At 65.9% G+C, this 13,973-nt stretch carries 16 protein-coding genes; 11 read left to right on the forward strand and 5 right to left on the reverse strand.

All coding sequences use genetic code 11. From position 1 onward, the window contains the following. Nucleotides 1-16: 16 nt before the first annotated feature. The gene (gene purC, locus P1K30_RS03045; RefSeq protein WP_275631194.1) at nt 17-778 is read right to left on the reverse strand and encodes a phosphoribosylaminoimidazolesuccinocarboxamide synthase; all 762 of its coding nucleotides are present in this window, start codon (nt 776-778) and stop codon (nt 17-19) included. Nucleotides 779-928: 150 nt separating this feature from the next. On the opposite strand from purC, the gene P1K30_RS03050 reads away from it, so the two are divergent. From P1K30_RS03050 to bmt, 3 genes are all read left to right on the forward strand, one after another. Then, on the forward strand, nt 929-1,249 hold the full coding sequence (locus P1K30_RS03050) for a DUF1476 domain-containing protein (RefSeq protein WP_275631195.1): 321 nt from the start codon (nt 929-931) through the stop codon (nt 1,247-1,249). A gap of 178 nt (nt 1,250-1,427) precedes the next feature. Continuing rightward, entirely contained in the window at nt 1,428-3,326 is a 1,899-nt protein-coding gene (locus P1K30_RS03055) for a phosphatidylglycerol lysyltransferase domain-containing protein (RefSeq protein WP_275631196.1), read from the forward strand. A gap of 131 nt (nt 3,327-3,457) precedes the next feature. After that, nucleotides 3,458-4,474: a betaine--homocysteine S-methyltransferase gene (bmt, locus tag P1K30_RS03060; protein ID WP_275631197.1), complete on the forward strand. Its 1,017-nt coding sequence runs from the start codon at nt 3,458-3,460 to the stop codon at nt 4,472-4,474. Nucleotides 4,475-4,488: 14 nt separating this feature from the next. Here bmt and P1K30_RS03065 read toward each other — a convergent pair whose 3' ends face one another. Continuing rightward, on the reverse strand, nt 4,489-5,571 hold the full coding sequence (locus P1K30_RS03065; RefSeq protein ID WP_275631198.1) for a PA0069 family radical SAM protein: 1,083 nt from the start codon (nt 5,569-5,571) through the stop codon (nt 4,489-4,491). Between the two features lie 170 nt (nt 5,572-5,741). Here P1K30_RS03065 and P1K30_RS03070 point away from each other — a divergent pair, with 170 nt between their 5' ends. The 4 genes from P1K30_RS03070 to P1K30_RS03085 all read left to right on the forward strand — a co-directional run bounded on the left by P1K30_RS03070 (nt 5,742) and on the right by P1K30_RS03085 (nt 7,714). Beyond that, nucleotides 5,742-6,446 (forward strand): corrinoid protein, encoded by a 705-nt coding sequence (locus P1K30_RS03070; protein WP_275631199.1) that lies wholly within the window; start codon nt 5,742-5,744, stop codon nt 6,444-6,446. A 77-nt stretch (nt 6,447-6,523) separates the two neighbouring features. Next, the gene (locus P1K30_RS03075) at nt 6,524-6,739 is read left to right on the forward strand and encodes a hypothetical protein (RefSeq protein ID WP_275631200.1); all 216 of its coding nucleotides are present in this window, start codon (nt 6,524-6,526) and stop codon (nt 6,737-6,739) included. Beyond that, nucleotides 6,720-7,058, forward strand: coding sequence for a YbjQ family protein (locus P1K30_RS03080; protein ID WP_275631201.1), 339 nt, complete (start codon nt 6,720-6,722; stop codon nt 7,056-7,058). The genes P1K30_RS03075 and P1K30_RS03080 overlap by 20 nt, the downstream gene beginning before the upstream one ends. Beyond that, nucleotides 7,055-7,714 (forward strand): DUF1638 domain-containing protein, encoded by a 660-nt coding sequence (locus P1K30_RS03085; RefSeq protein WP_275631202.1) that lies wholly within the window; start codon nt 7,055-7,057, stop codon nt 7,712-7,714. The genes P1K30_RS03080 and P1K30_RS03085 overlap by 4 nt, the downstream gene beginning before the upstream one ends. Before the next feature lie 91 nt (nt 7,715-7,805). Here P1K30_RS03085 and P1K30_RS03090 read toward each other — a convergent pair whose 3' ends face one another. After that, nucleotides 7,806-7,982, reverse strand: coding sequence for a YqaE/Pmp3 family membrane protein (locus P1K30_RS03090; RefSeq protein WP_275631203.1), 177 nt, complete (start codon nt 7,980-7,982; stop codon nt 7,806-7,808). Nucleotides 7,983-8,052: 70 nt separating this feature from the next. Further along, nucleotides 8,053-9,228, reverse strand: a complete 1,176-nt coding sequence (locus tag P1K30_RS03095; protein ID WP_275631204.1) for a DUF2235 domain-containing protein — start codon at nt 9,226-9,228, stop codon at nt 8,053-8,055. A 180-nt stretch (nt 9,229-9,408) separates the two neighbouring features. Between P1K30_RS03095 and P1K30_RS03100 the strand changes: the two genes are divergently transcribed. The 3 genes from P1K30_RS03100 (at nt 9,409) to P1K30_RS03110 (ending at nt 12,475) form a co-directional block, all read left to right on the forward strand. Then, the gene (locus P1K30_RS03100; protein WP_275631205.1) at nt 9,409-10,623 is read left to right on the forward strand and encodes an NADP-dependent isocitrate dehydrogenase; all 1,215 of its coding nucleotides are present in this window, start codon (nt 9,409-9,411) and stop codon (nt 10,621-10,623) included. A 114-nt stretch (nt 10,624-10,737) separates the two neighbouring features. After that, nucleotides 10,738-11,829, forward strand: a complete 1,092-nt coding sequence (locus tag P1K30_RS03105) for a Hint domain-containing protein (RefSeq protein ID WP_275631206.1) — start codon at nt 10,738-10,740, stop codon at nt 11,827-11,829. A 31-nt stretch (nt 11,830-11,860) separates the two neighbouring features. Then, the gene (locus P1K30_RS03110) at nt 11,861-12,475 is read left to right on the forward strand and encodes a YitT family protein (protein ID WP_275631207.1); all 615 of its coding nucleotides are present in this window, start codon (nt 11,861-11,863) and stop codon (nt 12,473-12,475) included. Here P1K30_RS03110 and P1K30_RS03115 read toward each other — a convergent pair. Beyond that, nucleotides 12,460-13,476, reverse strand: a complete 1,017-nt coding sequence (locus tag P1K30_RS03115) for an amidohydrolase family protein (RefSeq protein WP_275631208.1) — start codon at nt 13,474-13,476, stop codon at nt 12,460-12,462. The two genes, P1K30_RS03110 and P1K30_RS03115, sit on opposite strands and share 16 nt — an antisense overlap. Nucleotides 13,477-13,587: 111 nt before the next feature. On the opposite strand from P1K30_RS03115, the gene P1K30_RS03120 reads away from it, so the two are divergent. Further along, entirely contained in the window at nt 13,588-13,917 is a 330-nt protein-coding gene (locus tag P1K30_RS03120; RefSeq protein ID WP_275631559.1) for a DMT family transporter, read from the forward strand. Nucleotides 13,918-13,973: the final 56 nt, after the last annotated feature.

The following is a 13,973-nucleotide window of genomic DNA, read 5'->3' on the forward strand; positions in this document are numbered from 1 at the left end:
CAAGGCGGTGTCGCTTTCAATTGATCAGGTGCGGCTTCGTCGCGTGGGTCACGTTCGACGGCAGCACGCCAAGGCGCCGCGCGACTTCCGTGTAGGCGTCCGCAAGGTTGCCAAGGTCACGGCGGAACACGTCCTTGTCCAGCTTCTGGCCGGTTTCGATGTCCCACAGCCGGCACGAGTCGGGGCTGATCTCGTCCGCCACGATCAGGCGCTGGAAGTCGTTGTCCCAGACGCGGCCGATCTCGATCTTGAAGTCCACCAGACGGATGCCGACCGCCAGCATGATGCCGGACATGAAGTCGTTGACCCGCAGCGACAGCGCGACCATGTCGTCAAGGTCCTGCTGCGCGGCCCAGCCGAAGGCGATGACGTGCTCTTCCGTGACCAGCGGGTCACCCAGCGCGTCGTCCTTGTAGTAGAACTCGATGATCGGCCGGGGCAGCGCGGTGCCCTCTGCAATGCCAAGCCGCTTCGACAGCGAACCGGCGGCCACGTTCCGCACGACGACTTCCAGCGGGATGATCTCGACCTGGCGGATCAGCTGCTCGCGCATGTTGATGCGCTTGATGAAGTGCGTGGGCACGCCGATGTTGTTGAGGCCCGTCATGAAATACTCGGACAGGCGGTTGTTCAGAACCCCCTTGCCGTCGATGACGTCTTTCTTCTCGGCGTTGAAGGCGGTGGCGTCGTCCTTGAAGTACTGCACCAGCGTGCCGGGCTCGGGGCCCTCGTACAGGATCTTCGCCTTGCCCTCGTAAAGCTTCTTGCGCCTTGCCATGAAATCTCCGATCGGATGGGGTACGTATCCCGTCCCTGAGCGGCCCCTATAGGCCAGTTGACCGCACATCGCAAGACAAGGCGGGCCTTGCCTAACGCAGGTGCCACGGGCATATGGGGAACGACCGGAACGAGAGCCCGAGAGGACCCTATGACCACCTTTGACGATCGCGAGAACGCCTTCGAGAACAAGTTCGCCCACGATGCCGAGATGCAGTTCAAGGCCGAGGCGCGTCGCAATAAGCTTCTGGGCCTGTGGGCCGCCGAGCTTATGGGCAAAAGCGGCTCGGACGCCGAGGACTATGCAAAGGAAGTCATCCGCGCCGATTTCGAGGAAGCCGGTGACGAGGACGTTTATCGCAAGGTGTCCGGCGATCTCGAAGGCAAGGCCGACGAAAAGACGATCCGCGCGAAGATGTCCGAGCTGATGACCGTCGCCAAGGCGCAGCTGATGGAAGAACTGCCGGAGTGACCCGCAGCCTGTTCTAAGCTTTCTGCGCCGGCGGTCCTGTCCGGCGGCGCGTTTCCGGCCCTGCGTGGCCGTCCCTTCCCCACACCATCGTTAACCACCCTTCCCGCTCGACGCGGGTCTTAAGCCTTTGCGAAGGGCTTGTGGCGTATGCCCGTCGCGGGCTTGGCCGGAGGGTCGGATGGTGCACCGCGCGACGGCGGACACGGACAATACGGAAAACGAGGATGGCCTGCGGGCCCTGCTGACCCGGCAGGTGCTGCCGCTGGGGCTGTTGGTGATCATGGGCTACCTGCTGATCCGGCAGCTTGCGGCGATGGACCTGCGGGCCGTCATCGCCGCGGCAGGTGACATCGGCGTGGGCCAGTGGCTGCTGGCGGTGCTGGCTACGGCGGGGAGCTTCTGGGCGTTCGGACGGTTCGAGTGGGTGATGCACCGGCTGGGCGCCACCGGCGCGCCGGAACGCTATGCGCAGATCGCCGGGATCGGCGCGGTCGGCGCGTCGCAGCTGACCGGCTTCGGCCTGCTGACGGGCGCGCTGGCGCGCTGGCGCATGTTCCCCGAGATGTCGGTGTGGCAGGCGATGCGGCTGACCGTGGGTGTCTCTGTCGCGTTCATGCTGTGTCTTGCCGTTCTGGCGGCGGCGACGCTGGCGGTGACGCCGGTGCTGTCCGGCGGCTGGCGCCTGCTTGCCGGTGTCGCGGTGATCGCGGCGATCGCGCTGTTTGCGATGTCGCTGTGGCGCCCCCGGCACTTGCTGCACATGCGCCGCGCCTTGCCGCCGATCCGGGCGCAGGTGCGGCTGATGATCTACACCGCCGCCGACACGGGGTTCGCCGCGCTTGCGCTGTACGTCCTGCTGCCAAAGGACGCTCTGCCCGCGCCGGACCTGTTCTATGCCGTCTTCCTGCTGGCGCTGTTCGCGGGCCTGTTCGGCACCACGCCGGGGGGCGTGGGACCGTTCGAGTATGTGACGCTGACCTTCCTGCCCCACCTGCCGGAACCCGAACTGCTGGCGGCGATCATGGGGTTCCGGCTGGTGTATTTCGCCCTGCCCGCCTCGGTCGCGCTGCTGATCCTGCTGGCCGGTCCGGCGCTGCGGCGGCACGAGGATGCCGACCGCCCGGTGCTGGACCCGGTGATCGCGGCGCATGTGCCGCCGGTGAAGGCGCAGGCGCTGGCCTATACCGCCCGCCGGGCCGAGGCGGGGCTGATGCGGCAGGGCGCGTTCGACCTGCTGTGCAACGCGCACCACCTGCCGCTGTCGATGGTGGCCCTGACCGGGCAAAGCCTGATCATGCTGTCCGACCCGCTGCGCCGTGGGCAGGACCCTGCCATCGCGCTTCATGCGCTGGACCGCGCGGCCGAGGATCGGCTGCGGGTGCCGTGCGTCTACAAATGCGGCGGGCGCACCGCCGCCGCCGCGCGGCGGCTGGGCTGGTCGGTGATGCCCGTCTCGCACGAGGCGTGGCTTGATCCGCGCCGGTTCGACCTTGGCAGCCCGTCGCGGCGGCAATTGCGCCGACAGGTCCGCAAGGCCGAAAAAACGGACCTGACGCTGGTGTCGGACTGGGGCGCCGCGCTGCCGCTGGCCGAAATGCGCGCCCTGGCGGACACCCGTGAAAAGGCGCGGGGCTTTTCGATGGGGGTGTTTTCGGCGTTCTACGTCGCCGGGCAGCGGTGCCACCTTGCCTATCATGGCGACCGGCTGGTGGCGTTCCTGACCTTTCACGAAAGCCACGACGAACAGACGCTGGACCTTGTCGTGCACGGCGCCGACGCGCCGCAGGGCACCATGCACCTGCTGGTCACCCACGCCATCGAAGCCGCCGCCGACGAGGACTGCACCCGCCTGTCTCTGGCCGCCGTCCCGCGCGACTGGCCGCTGCCCAAGCCGCTGGCGCAGCGGTTCCGCAGCCTGTCCGGGTCCGACGGGTTGCGCCGGTTCAAGGCCAGCTTCGCCCCGTCATGGGAAACACTGTACGTCGCCGCCCCGACCCCGGCCAACCTTGGCCTTGCCGCCGTGGACCTTGCCGACCGCATCACCCGCCCGCGTGAGGCGCGAACGCCTCGGTCCTGACGGATTCCGGGTTTCGGTCGCGCCCGGGTTATGATCATTGCCAGTTTACGCCATAATGGCGCCCGTGGCCTTGCGTAACCTTCGGGGATATGCCTTGTGCATCCCTGCCTCAAATCTATTGGACCTTTCACATGAGCGACGCCCTGTCCCGACTGCTTGCCGACCGCGACTGGCTTCTTGCGGACGGTGCCACCGGCACGAACCTGTTCAACATGGGCCTGTCGTCCGGCGACGCGCCCGAGTTCTGGAACGTGGACGAGCCCGACAAAATCCGCGCACTGTACAAGGGCGCCGTCGACGCGGGCAGCGACCTGTTCCTGACCAACTCGTTCGGCTCCAACGCCTCGCGGCTGAAACTGCACGACGCGGCGGACCGCGCCCGCGAACTGTCGCGCGTCGCCGCCGAACTGGGCCGCGAGATCGCGGATGCCTCTGGCCGCACGGTGGTCGTCGCGGGCTCGGTCGGCCCGACCGGAGAGATCATGGCCCCGATGGGCACCCTCACTCACGCCATCGCGGTCGAGATGTTCCACGAACAGGCCGAGGGTCTGAAAGAAGGCGGCGCCGATGTCTTGTGGGTCGAGACGATCAGCGCCCCCGAAGAGATGAAGGCCGCCGCCGAGGCCGCGAAGCTGGCCGGGATGCCCTTCGTCGGCACCATGAGCTTCGACACCGCCGGGCGCACGATGATGGGCCTGACCTCGCAAGGTTGGGCCACGCTGGCCGAGAAGCTGCCGCAAGTGCCGCTGGCTTTCGGCGCGAACTGCGGCGTGGGCGCGTCCGACCTGCTGCGCACCGTGCTGGGTCTGTCGAGCCAGGGCAGTTCGCTTCCCATCGTGGCGAAAGGCAACGCGGGCATTCCGAAATACGTCGAGGGGCATATCCACTATGACGGCACGCCCGAGCTGATGGCGGATTACGCGGTCATGGCGCGGGATTCCGGCGCGACGATCATCGGCGGCTGCTGCGGCACCATGCCCGAGCACCTTGAAAAGATGCGCGAGGCGCTGGAAACCCGCCCGAAAGGCGAGCGTCCGTCGCTGGAAGCCATCGCGGAGACGCTTGGCGGGTTCTCGTCGCCCAGCGACGGGACCGAGGCCGACGCCCCTGCCCCCGACCGCAGCCGCCGCCGGCGTCGTCGCGGCTGACACCGGCACGACGGTCAGAACAGCTCTAGCTGGTCCCCCTTTCGCGGGGGGATCCGGAACAGCGAACAGTCCAGCGGCGGCAGGTCGGTCGACAGGCCCAGCCGGCGCACCGCCAGCCGGAACCGCTGGTCGATCAGCTCGGCATAGCCACCCTGCCCCCGCATCCGGCGCCCCCACTCGGCGTCATAGTCCTTGCCGCCATGCGCCTCGCGCACCTTGTCCATCACGCGGGTCATCCGGTCGGGGTAATGCTCGGCCAGCCAGTCGCGGAACATCGGGCTGACCTCGTGCGGCAGGCGCAGCATGATCCAGCTTGCGCCGATTGCACCCGCATCTCGCCCTGCCGCCAAGATGCGCTCAAGATCGGGATCGGTCAGGCCCGGGATCATCGGGGACGCCATGACCCGCACCTGCACCCCCGCCTTCGCCAGCCGCTCGATCGCGCGCAGGCGGCGTTCGGGCGATGGCACGCGCGGTTCCATCCGGCGTGACAGGTCGCGGTCCATCGTGGTGACCGAGATGCCGACGCGCACAAGGTTGTCGGCGGCCATCTCGGACAGGATGTCGATGTCCCGCTCGATCAGCGTGCCCTTTGTCACGATCCCGACTGGGTGCCGGAAGTCGCGCAGCACCTCCAGCGTCCGGCGCATCAGGCCATAATCCTTCTCGATCGGCTGATAGGGATCGGTATTGGTCCCGATGGCCAGCGTGCGCGGGCGATAGCGTTTCGCGGCCAGTTCCTTGGCCAGCACCTCTGGCGCGTCGGGGCGCGCGATCAGCTTGGTCTCGAAATCCAGCCCCGGCGACAGGCCAAGATAGGCGTGCGTCGGTCGCGCGAAGCAATAGATGCAGCCGTGTTCGCACCCCCGGTACGGGTTGATCGAGCGGTCGAATGGCACGTCGGGCGACGTGTTCCGCGTGATCACCGTGCGCGGGCGTTCCTCGGACACCTCGGTGCGTAGGGGCGGCAGATCCTCGTCCCGGTCCCAACCGTCGTCGACGGCCGAAGATGCCAGCCGTTCGAAGCGGTTGGCGGGATTTCCAAGCGCCGCGCGCCCCTTGCGCCGGTCGGGCGCGACAGTGCTATCTGAGGTCATGTGCGAGTCCATGCGCTGAAAATAGAACGTAAAGGGAACATCGGCTAGTACCGATTCCGCGAGGCGTCGGTCACGGACCGCCCGATGTCGCAATCGGCCGCCCCAACATCGGCGCATTCGCCCAGTAATGAAGAAGACCCAGCGTAATCGATCCGTGCGGGAGACTTTGCATGGCTGACGACGAAGACGACCTGATCCTGTCGGACCTCGACGACGAGGAACTTGTGCAGCAGATGCACGACGACCTGTACGACGGGCTGCGGGACGAGATCGAAGAAGGCGTGAACATCCTGCTGGAACGCGGCTGGACCCCCTACAAGGTCCTGACCGAGGCGCTGGTGGGCGGCATGACCATCGTCGGTGTCGATTTCCGCGATGGCATCCTGTTCGTCCCCGAAGTGCTGCTGGCCGCCAACGCGATGAAGGGCGGCATGGCGATCCTGAAACCCCTGCTGGCGGAAACCGGCGCGCCGACCATCGGCCGCATGGTGATCGGCACGGTCAAGGGCGACATCCACGACATCGGCCAGAACCTTGTGACGATGATGATGGAAGGCGCCGGGTTCGAGGTGATGAACATCGGGATCAACAACCCGGTCGAGAATTACATCGACGCGATCAAGGAGTTCGACGCCGATATCCTTGGAATGTCGGCGCTTTTGACGACGACGATGCCTTACATGAAGGTCGTGATCGACGCGATGGTCGAACAGGGCCTGCGCGACGACTACATCGTGCTGGTGGGCGGCGCCCCCCTGAACGAGGAATTCGGCAAGGCCATCGGCGCGGACGCCTATTGCCGCGATGCGGCGGTCGCGGTCGAAACCGCGAAGGCGATGATGGCGCGCAAGCACAACCAGCTGGCCACCGGCTGACGGAACAGACCGGCGCGCGCTGAAAAGGTTGCGCCGCGTCCGCCGTGGCCCCACATTCCATGACAGGAGGTGCCGGGATGCCGCTGGACAAGTTCGTTCTACTGCTGGTGATCGTCGTCGTGGCGGCGGGGATCACCGTCTGGGTCGCCAGCCTTGCGCTGACGGCCCTTGCCGTGCCGGGCGCGTGGCTGGCCTTCATTCCCGCCGCGCTGGTGGGGTACGTGGTCTGGCGCGTGATCGCCGACCGGATCGGAAACGCCGAGGACGATCACTATGACCACATCGAAAAATGACATGCTGATCGTGACCACCGACGCGGTCGCCGGACAAGAGATCGCCGAGGTGCTTGGCCTTGTGCGCGGCTCGACCGTGCGCGCCAAACACCTTGGCACCGATATCGTCGCGGGGCTTCGCAACCTCGTGGGCGGCGAGGTGCGAGAGTACGCGTCGCTTCTGGCAGGCTCGCGCGAGCAGGCCATCGACCGCATGATCGACGAGGCATATCAGCTTGGCGCCGACGCCATCGTGGCGGCCCGGGTGCAGACTTCGATGATCCAGCAGGGCGCGTCCGAGGTGCTGGCCTATGGCACGGCGGTCCGCCTGAAGCGATGACCGACACCCCCGCGCCGCCCGACGACGCGACGCTGACCGTGTCCGGGATGGCGGCGGATGGACGGGCCTCCACGCTGTTGATCGCCTGCGGTGCGCTGGCCCGCGAGATCCTTGCGCTGATCCGGGCCAACGGCTGGACTCATCTGGACCTGATGTGCCTGCCTGCCATCCTGCACAACCGCCCCGACCGTATCCCCGACGCCGTGGCCGAGGCCGTCGCCCGGCATCGCCCGAACTATGACGCCATCCACGTGGTCTATGCCGATTGCGGCACCGGCGGGCTGCTCGCGCGGCGCTGCGCCGAACTGGGTGTGTCCATGCTGGAAGGGCCGCACTGCTATTCCTTCTTCGAGGGCAATGAGACCTTCCTTGCCCGCGCCGGAGACGAGTTCACCGCGTTCTACCTGACCGACTTTCTGGTCCGCCAGTTCGATGCCTTCGTCTGGAAGCCGCTTGGCCTTGACCGCCACCCCGAGCTTCTGCCGACCTATTTCGGGCATTACGAAACGCTGGTGTATCAGGCGCAGACCGACGATCCGGCGCTGGACGCCCGTGCACAGGACTGCGCCGCGCGTCTTGGCCTGCGATACGAGCGGCGGTTCACCGGCTATGGCGACCTACAACCCGCCATCGCGGCTTGGGCCGCGTCCGCCTGAGAGCAAGCGAACACCGCACACATAGGAAAAGACCCGCGCGGCGGGTGTGCCGTGCGGGTCCGATCCAGTTCAGACGTCAATTATGTCTGTCTTACGCCGGTTGGTGTTCCGGGGTGCGCGCAATGATCCACACAGCGTGCACGATGCCCGGGATATAGCCCAGAAGCGTCAGCAGGATGTTCAGCCAGAAATGCTTGCCAAGGCCAACCTGCAGGAAAACACCCAGCGGCGGCAGAATGATCGCGAAGATGATGCGAATAAGGTCCATTGGTTCAGTCTCCTTTCACGCAGATCGCATGTGTTGTGCAGTCAACGCGACAGGCCGCTCGAGGTTCCGATTATTCCGAAAGCTCCTGTTCGGTGCAGCGCGGCATCAGGTTCAAATCCGCTGCGAATGGCGCCAATGAGACGGGACGATACTCTGGCCCGTTCCGCCATCGGCACTGGGCCGGACGGGACAGATCCGCCAGCGTTTGGGGGCCATGCTCTCCGACCCGGTCCTTGGCGTTCCGGCGCAGCAGGCGCTTCAGGACCCCTGCCCGCGCCGCGGTGTTGTGCAGCGCGTCCAGGTGGTTCTCTGCCCCGCGAAATCCCGTCATCTGGCCCGGTTCGAAGACCAGCCCTTGATCGGTGGCGCCTGCGGCGATCCAACGCATCGCGATGTTCGACAGCCCCACGATCTCGCCCCCGCCGCCGACCGATCCGTGGTCGCCCGAAAACCATTCCTGCCGATGCGTCGGCCCCTTGCCCGGCTCGATCCGGGACAGCGTGTCGAGGTTGCCCCAAAGCGTCGGCGGGAAGGTCCGCCGCCGTTCGTCGATCGACACGGCGTGGCGCGCGGCGGTTACGCTGCTGGACAGCTGGGTGTCGTGGAACCCGTGGCTGCGGTTGAAGATCTGGGCAAGCAGCTTGTAGTGGCCGGGAATGCCCATCGCGCCCACCGTGTCCCAGACGCCAAGATAGGTGATCGTCAGCAAATGCCCCTCGGGCGCGTTGTTGTCCCGCCGCCACGCCTGCTCTGCCGCGCTGGTGGCCACGCCGGGTGAATACTCCAGCCGGAATTCATGGCTTTCGGGGCTGCCCGGCTTCGTCGTGTCGCTGCTGTCGCGATACCGTTTCAGCCCCTCGGCCGCCCGGTGCGCCATCGCGTGCGGCGGCAGCCCAGAGGCGCGGATCAGCCCGGCCAGCGACCGCGCCGTGAAGGCCCCGCGCGAGAACCCGAAGATGAAGATATGGTCGCCGGGCTCGTAGTGTTCGATCAGGAAGCGGTACGCGGCCAGGATGTTGCGCGTCACCCCGGTGCCAAATGCGCCGCCCACGGCGATATCCCAGTACTTTCGCGCGCCCGTCATGCCAAAGCCGGTGCCGACGCCGGGGATGTACTTCAGGATCTGCGTGATCCCGTCCGGCGCGGTTTGCAGCGCGGCCTTGTGCAGCTTGTAGACGTTGGTCGTCTCGGGGGCGTCGGGGCGGTTCCACGTCCCGTCGCAGAAAATCGCGATCCGCTTTGGCATCGGTCTCTCCAATGGGTTTCGTCAAATGGGTCTTTGTTCAATGCGTACAGGATACCACATTCGCCCCCTTGCCGCCAAAGCCGTGGGACGGGGTATGTATACTATCGCATACGATCTTCCTGCGCGGCCTCCTTTCCTGTAAGAGGCAAGCATCCAGCGATTCCAGCCATCGGAGACCCCATGACCAAGATCAAGGTGGACAACCCCGTCGTCGACATCGACGGCGACGAGATGACCCGCATCATTTGGGACTTCATCAAGCAAAAGCTGATCCTGCCCTATCTGGACATCGACCTGCTGTACTATGACCTGTCGATCGAGGTCCGGGACGAGACCGACGACCAGATCACCATCGACGCCGCCGAGAAGATCAAAGAGGTCGGCGTGGGCGTGAAATGCGCCACGATCACCCCTGACGAGGCACGGGTCGAGGAATTCGGTCTCAAGAAGATGTGGCGCAGCCCGAACGGCACCATCCGCAACATTCTGGGCGGCGTGGTGTTCCGCCAACCGATCATCTGCCGCAACGTGCCGCGCCTTGTGCCGGGCTGGACCAAGCCCGTCGTCGTCGGTCGCCACGCGTTCGGCGACCAGTACAAGGCCACCGACTTCCGCTTCCCCGGCAAGGGCAAGATCACCCTGAAGTTCGAGGGCGAAGACGGCACGGTGATCGAGAAAGAGGTCTACGATGCCCCCTCGTCCGGCGTGACGATGGCGATGTACAACCTCGACCAGTCGATCATCGACTTCGCCCGCGCGTCCTTCAACTATGGCCTCAGCCTTGGCTGGCCGGTGTACCTGTCGACCAAGAACACGATCATCAAGGCCTATGACGGCCGCTTCAAGGATCTGTTCCAGCAGGTGTTCGAGGAAGAGTTCGAGGACCAGTTCAAGGAAAAGGGCATCTGGTACGAGCACCGGCTGATCGACGACATGGTCGCCAGTGCGCTGAAATGGTCGGGCGGCTATGTCTGGGCCTGCAAGAACTACGACGGCGACGTGCAGTCCGACACCGTGGCGCAGGGCTATGGCTCATTGGGGCTGATGACGTCGCAGCTGATGACGCCCGATGGCAAGATCGTCGAGGCGGAGGCCGCGCATGGCACCGTCACGCGCCACTATCGCCAGCACCAGGAAGGCAAGCAGACCTCGACCAACTCGATCGCGTCGATCTATGCCTGGACCGGCGGTCTGAAGCACCGCGCCAAGCTGGACGAGAACATCGCCCTGATGTCCTTTGCCACGACGCTTGAAAAGGTGGTCGTGCAGACGGTCGAGGACGGGTTCATGACCAAGGATCTTGCGCTGCTGGTGGGCCCGGATCAGGGCTGGCTGACCACGATGGGCTTCCTTGAGAAGATCGACGAGAACCTGAACAAGGCGCTGGTCGGCTAGGCCACGCCCTGCCCGCGCGGCTGTCCGCGCGGGCGACGCGACCCAAGGCCGAGGGCCGAACACGGTTCCTTAACCGAACTCGTGCAATGTCCACGCAAAAGCTGCGTGGTTTCGATGCCGATTGTCGCGATATACGAATGGGACCGGGTCAACCTTCCGGGGCACCTGACACAGTCCAACATCCTGTACGACATGGATGCCAACCACCCCAATGCGCAGTATTACGACCCGGCGCAGCCGACGTGGACGGGATATACCTACACCTATCAAGGCGGCGCGCCGGCACAGCTTCACATAACCGACGACGACCCGTATTTCGAAGACGGCTATACCGAAACCGGCGCGGCGCAGGTCCTGAACCAGGACATTACGCTGAACGGCAAGACGTACAGCGCGGGCGACGTGGTTCAGGCGGAATTCTCGCTTGTGGATGCCAGCGGGGTCGAGGTCTGGGTCATCCGCATCGGCGGCGAGAACGTGGGATTCTCGGTTCCCGCATGGGTGACCGGCTTCCCGGCGGGATCCAGCTTTTATCCGGTCGAATCGCGCGATGGCGATCCGGCGGGCAGCAGCGACAATACCTCTAGCTCGGAACTGTATTCGAACGTCGCTTGCTTCACCTCCGCGACGCCCGTCGACACGCCATCGGGCGCCGTGCAGGCAGGGCGGTTGCGGGCGGGCGACAGGGTCATGACGCTGGACCACGGCCCGCAGCCGGTTCTATGGACCGGCCGAAGCCGCGCCGATTTTCGCGGGCGCGAGGACGGCCGCCGCCCGATCCGGTTCGAGCCGGGCGCGCTGGGCCCGGGCACGCCATCGGACTCGGTCGATCTTTCGCCGCAGCATCGGGTTCTGCTGACCGAGGACGAAGGCCGTCAGATGCTTGCGCCGGCCTGTGGCCTGCTGCCCCTGCGCGGCGTCCGGGTCCGGCACGGCTGTCCGGCAATGGTCTATGTCCACGTCCTGATGCCACGGCACGAGATCCTGACCAGCAACGCGATGCCGGTGGAAAGCCTGTTCCCGGGCCAAATGGCGCTGGCGGCGCTGTCCCCGCCGGCGCGAAGCTCTTTGCGCTTGGCCCTACAGCAATACGGCCAGACCCCCGAAACCTATGGCGACAAGGCCCGCCCCACCCTGACCCGGCGCGAGGCGGCAGAGTGGGCCCGAACCCGCAGGCACGCGGCGGAGATCGCTGAAGATCATTGACGGGTCAGGTATTCTGTCCTAATCGCCGCATATGCGAAAAGACCTGCCGAACACTGTCGAACACACGCCACTGGACGACGTCCAGGGCCTTGGCATCGGCATCTTCCTGTGCGGGATCGGGGTACATGTCCTGACCAGCGCGGGGCTGATCACCGGTCAGACCGCAGGCGTTGCCGTGATCATCTCGTACCTGTCGGGATGGCCGTTCGGCGCCGTGTTCTTCATCGTCAACCTGCCCTTCTACGTCCTTGCCTATCGCCGTCTTGGGGCCGAGTTCACCTTCAAATCGCTGCTGTCGGTCACGCTGCTGTCGGGGATCACCTCGCTTCTGCCGATGGGCTGGACCGTGGGCGAAATGGCGCCCGGCGTCGCGGCCGTCGTGTTCGGCACCACTACGGGTATCGGCCTGTTGGCGATGTTCCGGCACAACGGGTCGCTGGGCGGGCTGGGCGTCGTGGCGCTGATCGTGCAGGACAGCACCGGGTTCAAGGCCGGTTACGTCCAGCTTCTGGTCGACGCTGTGATCTTCGCCATCGGGTTCCTGCTGTTCCCGCCGCAGGTGATCCTGTGGTCGCTGCTGGGCGCGGTGGTGCTGAACCTTACCATCGCCTTCAACCACCGCCGCGACCGCTACATCGCAACCTGATCGGCGTGCACGGCCTGCCAGCGCCGGATGGCCGAAGCCGCCAGCCGCGCAAGGTTGTTGCCCATGTAGCCCGCCACGACGGTATCGGTGAACATGCCCGGCGCCAGGCGCGGGTCGGGATTGCCCTGCCCCTGTGCCAGCGCGCCGAACATCGCCCGGTATCCGCCGAAATTCCAAGTCATCCGCCCATACGGCGCGTCCGACGCGCAGGCGATCCGCGCTGCGGCTTCGGGTCCGGCGGCGGTATAGGCGATCAGGTCGCTTTCGATATGCGTGTCGCGCTTGGCGGACAGGACGTAGAAGATGTTCGGCACCTCCAGCCCGTGCGCCCGCGCCTTGGCATAGGTCTCGTCCGAGTCCGGATAGGCTGCGCCGCCGCCGCCCATGTGAACGCCGATCACCGGCACCTGCGGAAAGGCCTCGGCCACGGCGCGCAGGTCTTCTGCCGGGGTATAAGGCGTGTCGGACCCGAAGTGGAACGCTGGCACCGCCCCCCGCTCGACGATGCGCGCGACGGTCGCCATCACGGGCTCGGACGCCATGCGATAGGCGTTCTGCGCCGGGTTCATCTTCACGATCGCCATGCCAAGCGCGCCGGTCAACTCGTCCACCAGCCGCAAGGCCCCGTCCAGCCCCAGCGCCTTGGGGTCGGTCCAGCCCGCCGGGATGAACCGCCCGGGAAAGCGCCGCGCGGCATCCGCGATGTAGCGGTTGGCCTCTAGCAGCGCCTGATAGTTCGCCGCCGGATCGTCGCCGTACTCGGTCGCTGCCGGGTTCTGCCAGACCAGCGCCATGTCGACCCCGGCGGCGTCCATCTCTGCCACCGCATCCTCGGCCGAGATCGTGCGCCCGTGGTAATAGTCGGGGTTGGCCGCGCGCCGCTTGCGCTGCCAATCCGGCAGCCGATCCGGATCGGTGATGTGGACGTCCCCGTCGATCACCAGATCGCGGCCGCTTTCCAGCCGCGCCAAAAGCGCGGCGACGTCGTCGGCAACCGTCATTGGACTGTCCTCCCTGTCCTTGGGTCAAGCCTACACGGAATCGAGGCTGTGACAAACGCGCTTCCCCCCGCGTCGGACCCGCGCTAGGGGTCAACGGAAGGAGCCGCCATGATGACCTATGCCTACCTCGTGCTTGCCATCCTGTGCGAGACGATCGGGACCACCGCGCTGCAAGCCAGCCAGCAGTTCACCCGCCCGTTGCCGACGGTGGTGGTCTTCGTCGCCTACGGCGTCAGCTTCTACCTTCTGGCGATGGTGCTAAAGACGGTGCCTGTTGGCGTCGCCTATGCGGTGTGGTCCGGGCTTGGTATCGTGTTCATCGCGGTGATCGGTCTTCTGGTGTTCCAGCAACGGCTGGACCTGCCCGCGGTCCTTGGCATCGCGTTGATCCTGACCGGCATTCTTGTCATACACCTGTTCTCGAAAACGGCGCCGCACTAGGCAGCAGGCAGCTTTGCGCGCCTGACATGCCGCAAGGGCTGGCCTTTCCGGTCGTC

Origin of the sequence: Psychromarinibacter halotolerans (assembly GCF_029168315.1) — a bacterium.
Classification (GTDB): Bacteria; Pseudomonadota; Alphaproteobacteria; order Rhodobacterales; family Rhodobacteraceae; genus Psychromarinibacter; species Psychromarinibacter halotolerans.

Excerpts from the sequence above, each read along its gene's own strand:
- P1K30_RS03095 (WP_275631204.1), bottom strand. The coding sequence starts at position 9,228 with ATGCCAAAGCGGATCGCGATTTTCTGCGACGGGACGTGGAACCGCCCC.
- P1K30_RS03110 (WP_275631207.1), top strand. The coding sequence starts at position 11,861 with ATGCGAAAAGACCTGCCGAACACTGTCGAACACACGCCACTGGACGAC.
- P1K30_RS03120 (WP_275631559.1), top strand. The coding sequence starts at position 13,588 with ATGACCTATGCCTACCTCGTGCTTGCCATCCTGTGCGAGACGATCGGG.
- P1K30_RS03090 (WP_275631203.1), bottom strand. The coding sequence starts at position 7,982 with ATGGACCTTATTCGCATCATCTTCGCGATCATTCTGCCGCCGCTGGGT.
- P1K30_RS03085 (WP_275631202.1), top strand. The coding sequence starts at position 7,055 with ATGACCGACACCCCCGCGCCGCCCGACGACGCGACGCTGACCGTGTCC.
- P1K30_RS03065 (WP_275631198.1), bottom strand. The coding sequence starts at position 5,571 with ATGACCTCAGATAGCACTGTCGCGCCCGACCGGCGCAAGGGGCGCGCG.
- bmt (WP_275631197.1), top strand. The coding sequence starts at position 3,458 with ATGAGCGACGCCCTGTCCCGACTGCTTGCCGACCGCGACTGGCTTCTT.
- P1K30_RS03105 (WP_275631206.1), top strand. The coding sequence starts at position 10,738 with ATGCCGATTGTCGCGATATACGAATGGGACCGGGTCAACCTTCCGGGG.
- P1K30_RS03050 (WP_275631195.1), top strand. The coding sequence starts at position 929 with ATGACCACCTTTGACGATCGCGAGAACGCCTTCGAGAACAAGTTCGCC.
- P1K30_RS03100 (WP_275631205.1), top strand. The coding sequence starts at position 9,409 with ATGACCAAGATCAAGGTGGACAACCCCGTCGTCGACATCGACGGCGAC.
- P1K30_RS03080 (WP_275631201.1), top strand. The coding sequence starts at position 6,720 with ATGACCACATCGAAAAATGACATGCTGATCGTGACCACCGACGCGGTC.
- purC (WP_275631194.1), bottom strand. The coding sequence starts at position 778 with ATGGCAAGGCGCAAGAAGCTTTACGAGGGCAAGGCGAAGATCCTGTAC.
- P1K30_RS03075 (WP_275631200.1), top strand. The coding sequence starts at position 6,524 with ATGCCGCTGGACAAGTTCGTTCTACTGCTGGTGATCGTCGTCGTGGCG.
- P1K30_RS03115 (WP_275631208.1), bottom strand. The coding sequence starts at position 13,476 with ATGACGGTTGCCGACGACGTCGCCGCGCTTTTGGCGCGGCTGGAAAGC.
- P1K30_RS03070 (WP_275631199.1), top strand. The coding sequence starts at position 5,742 with ATGGCTGACGACGAAGACGACCTGATCCTGTCGGACCTCGACGACGAG.
- P1K30_RS03055 (WP_275631196.1), top strand. The coding sequence starts at position 1,428 with ATGGTGCACCGCGCGACGGCGGACACGGACAATACGGAAAACGAGGAT.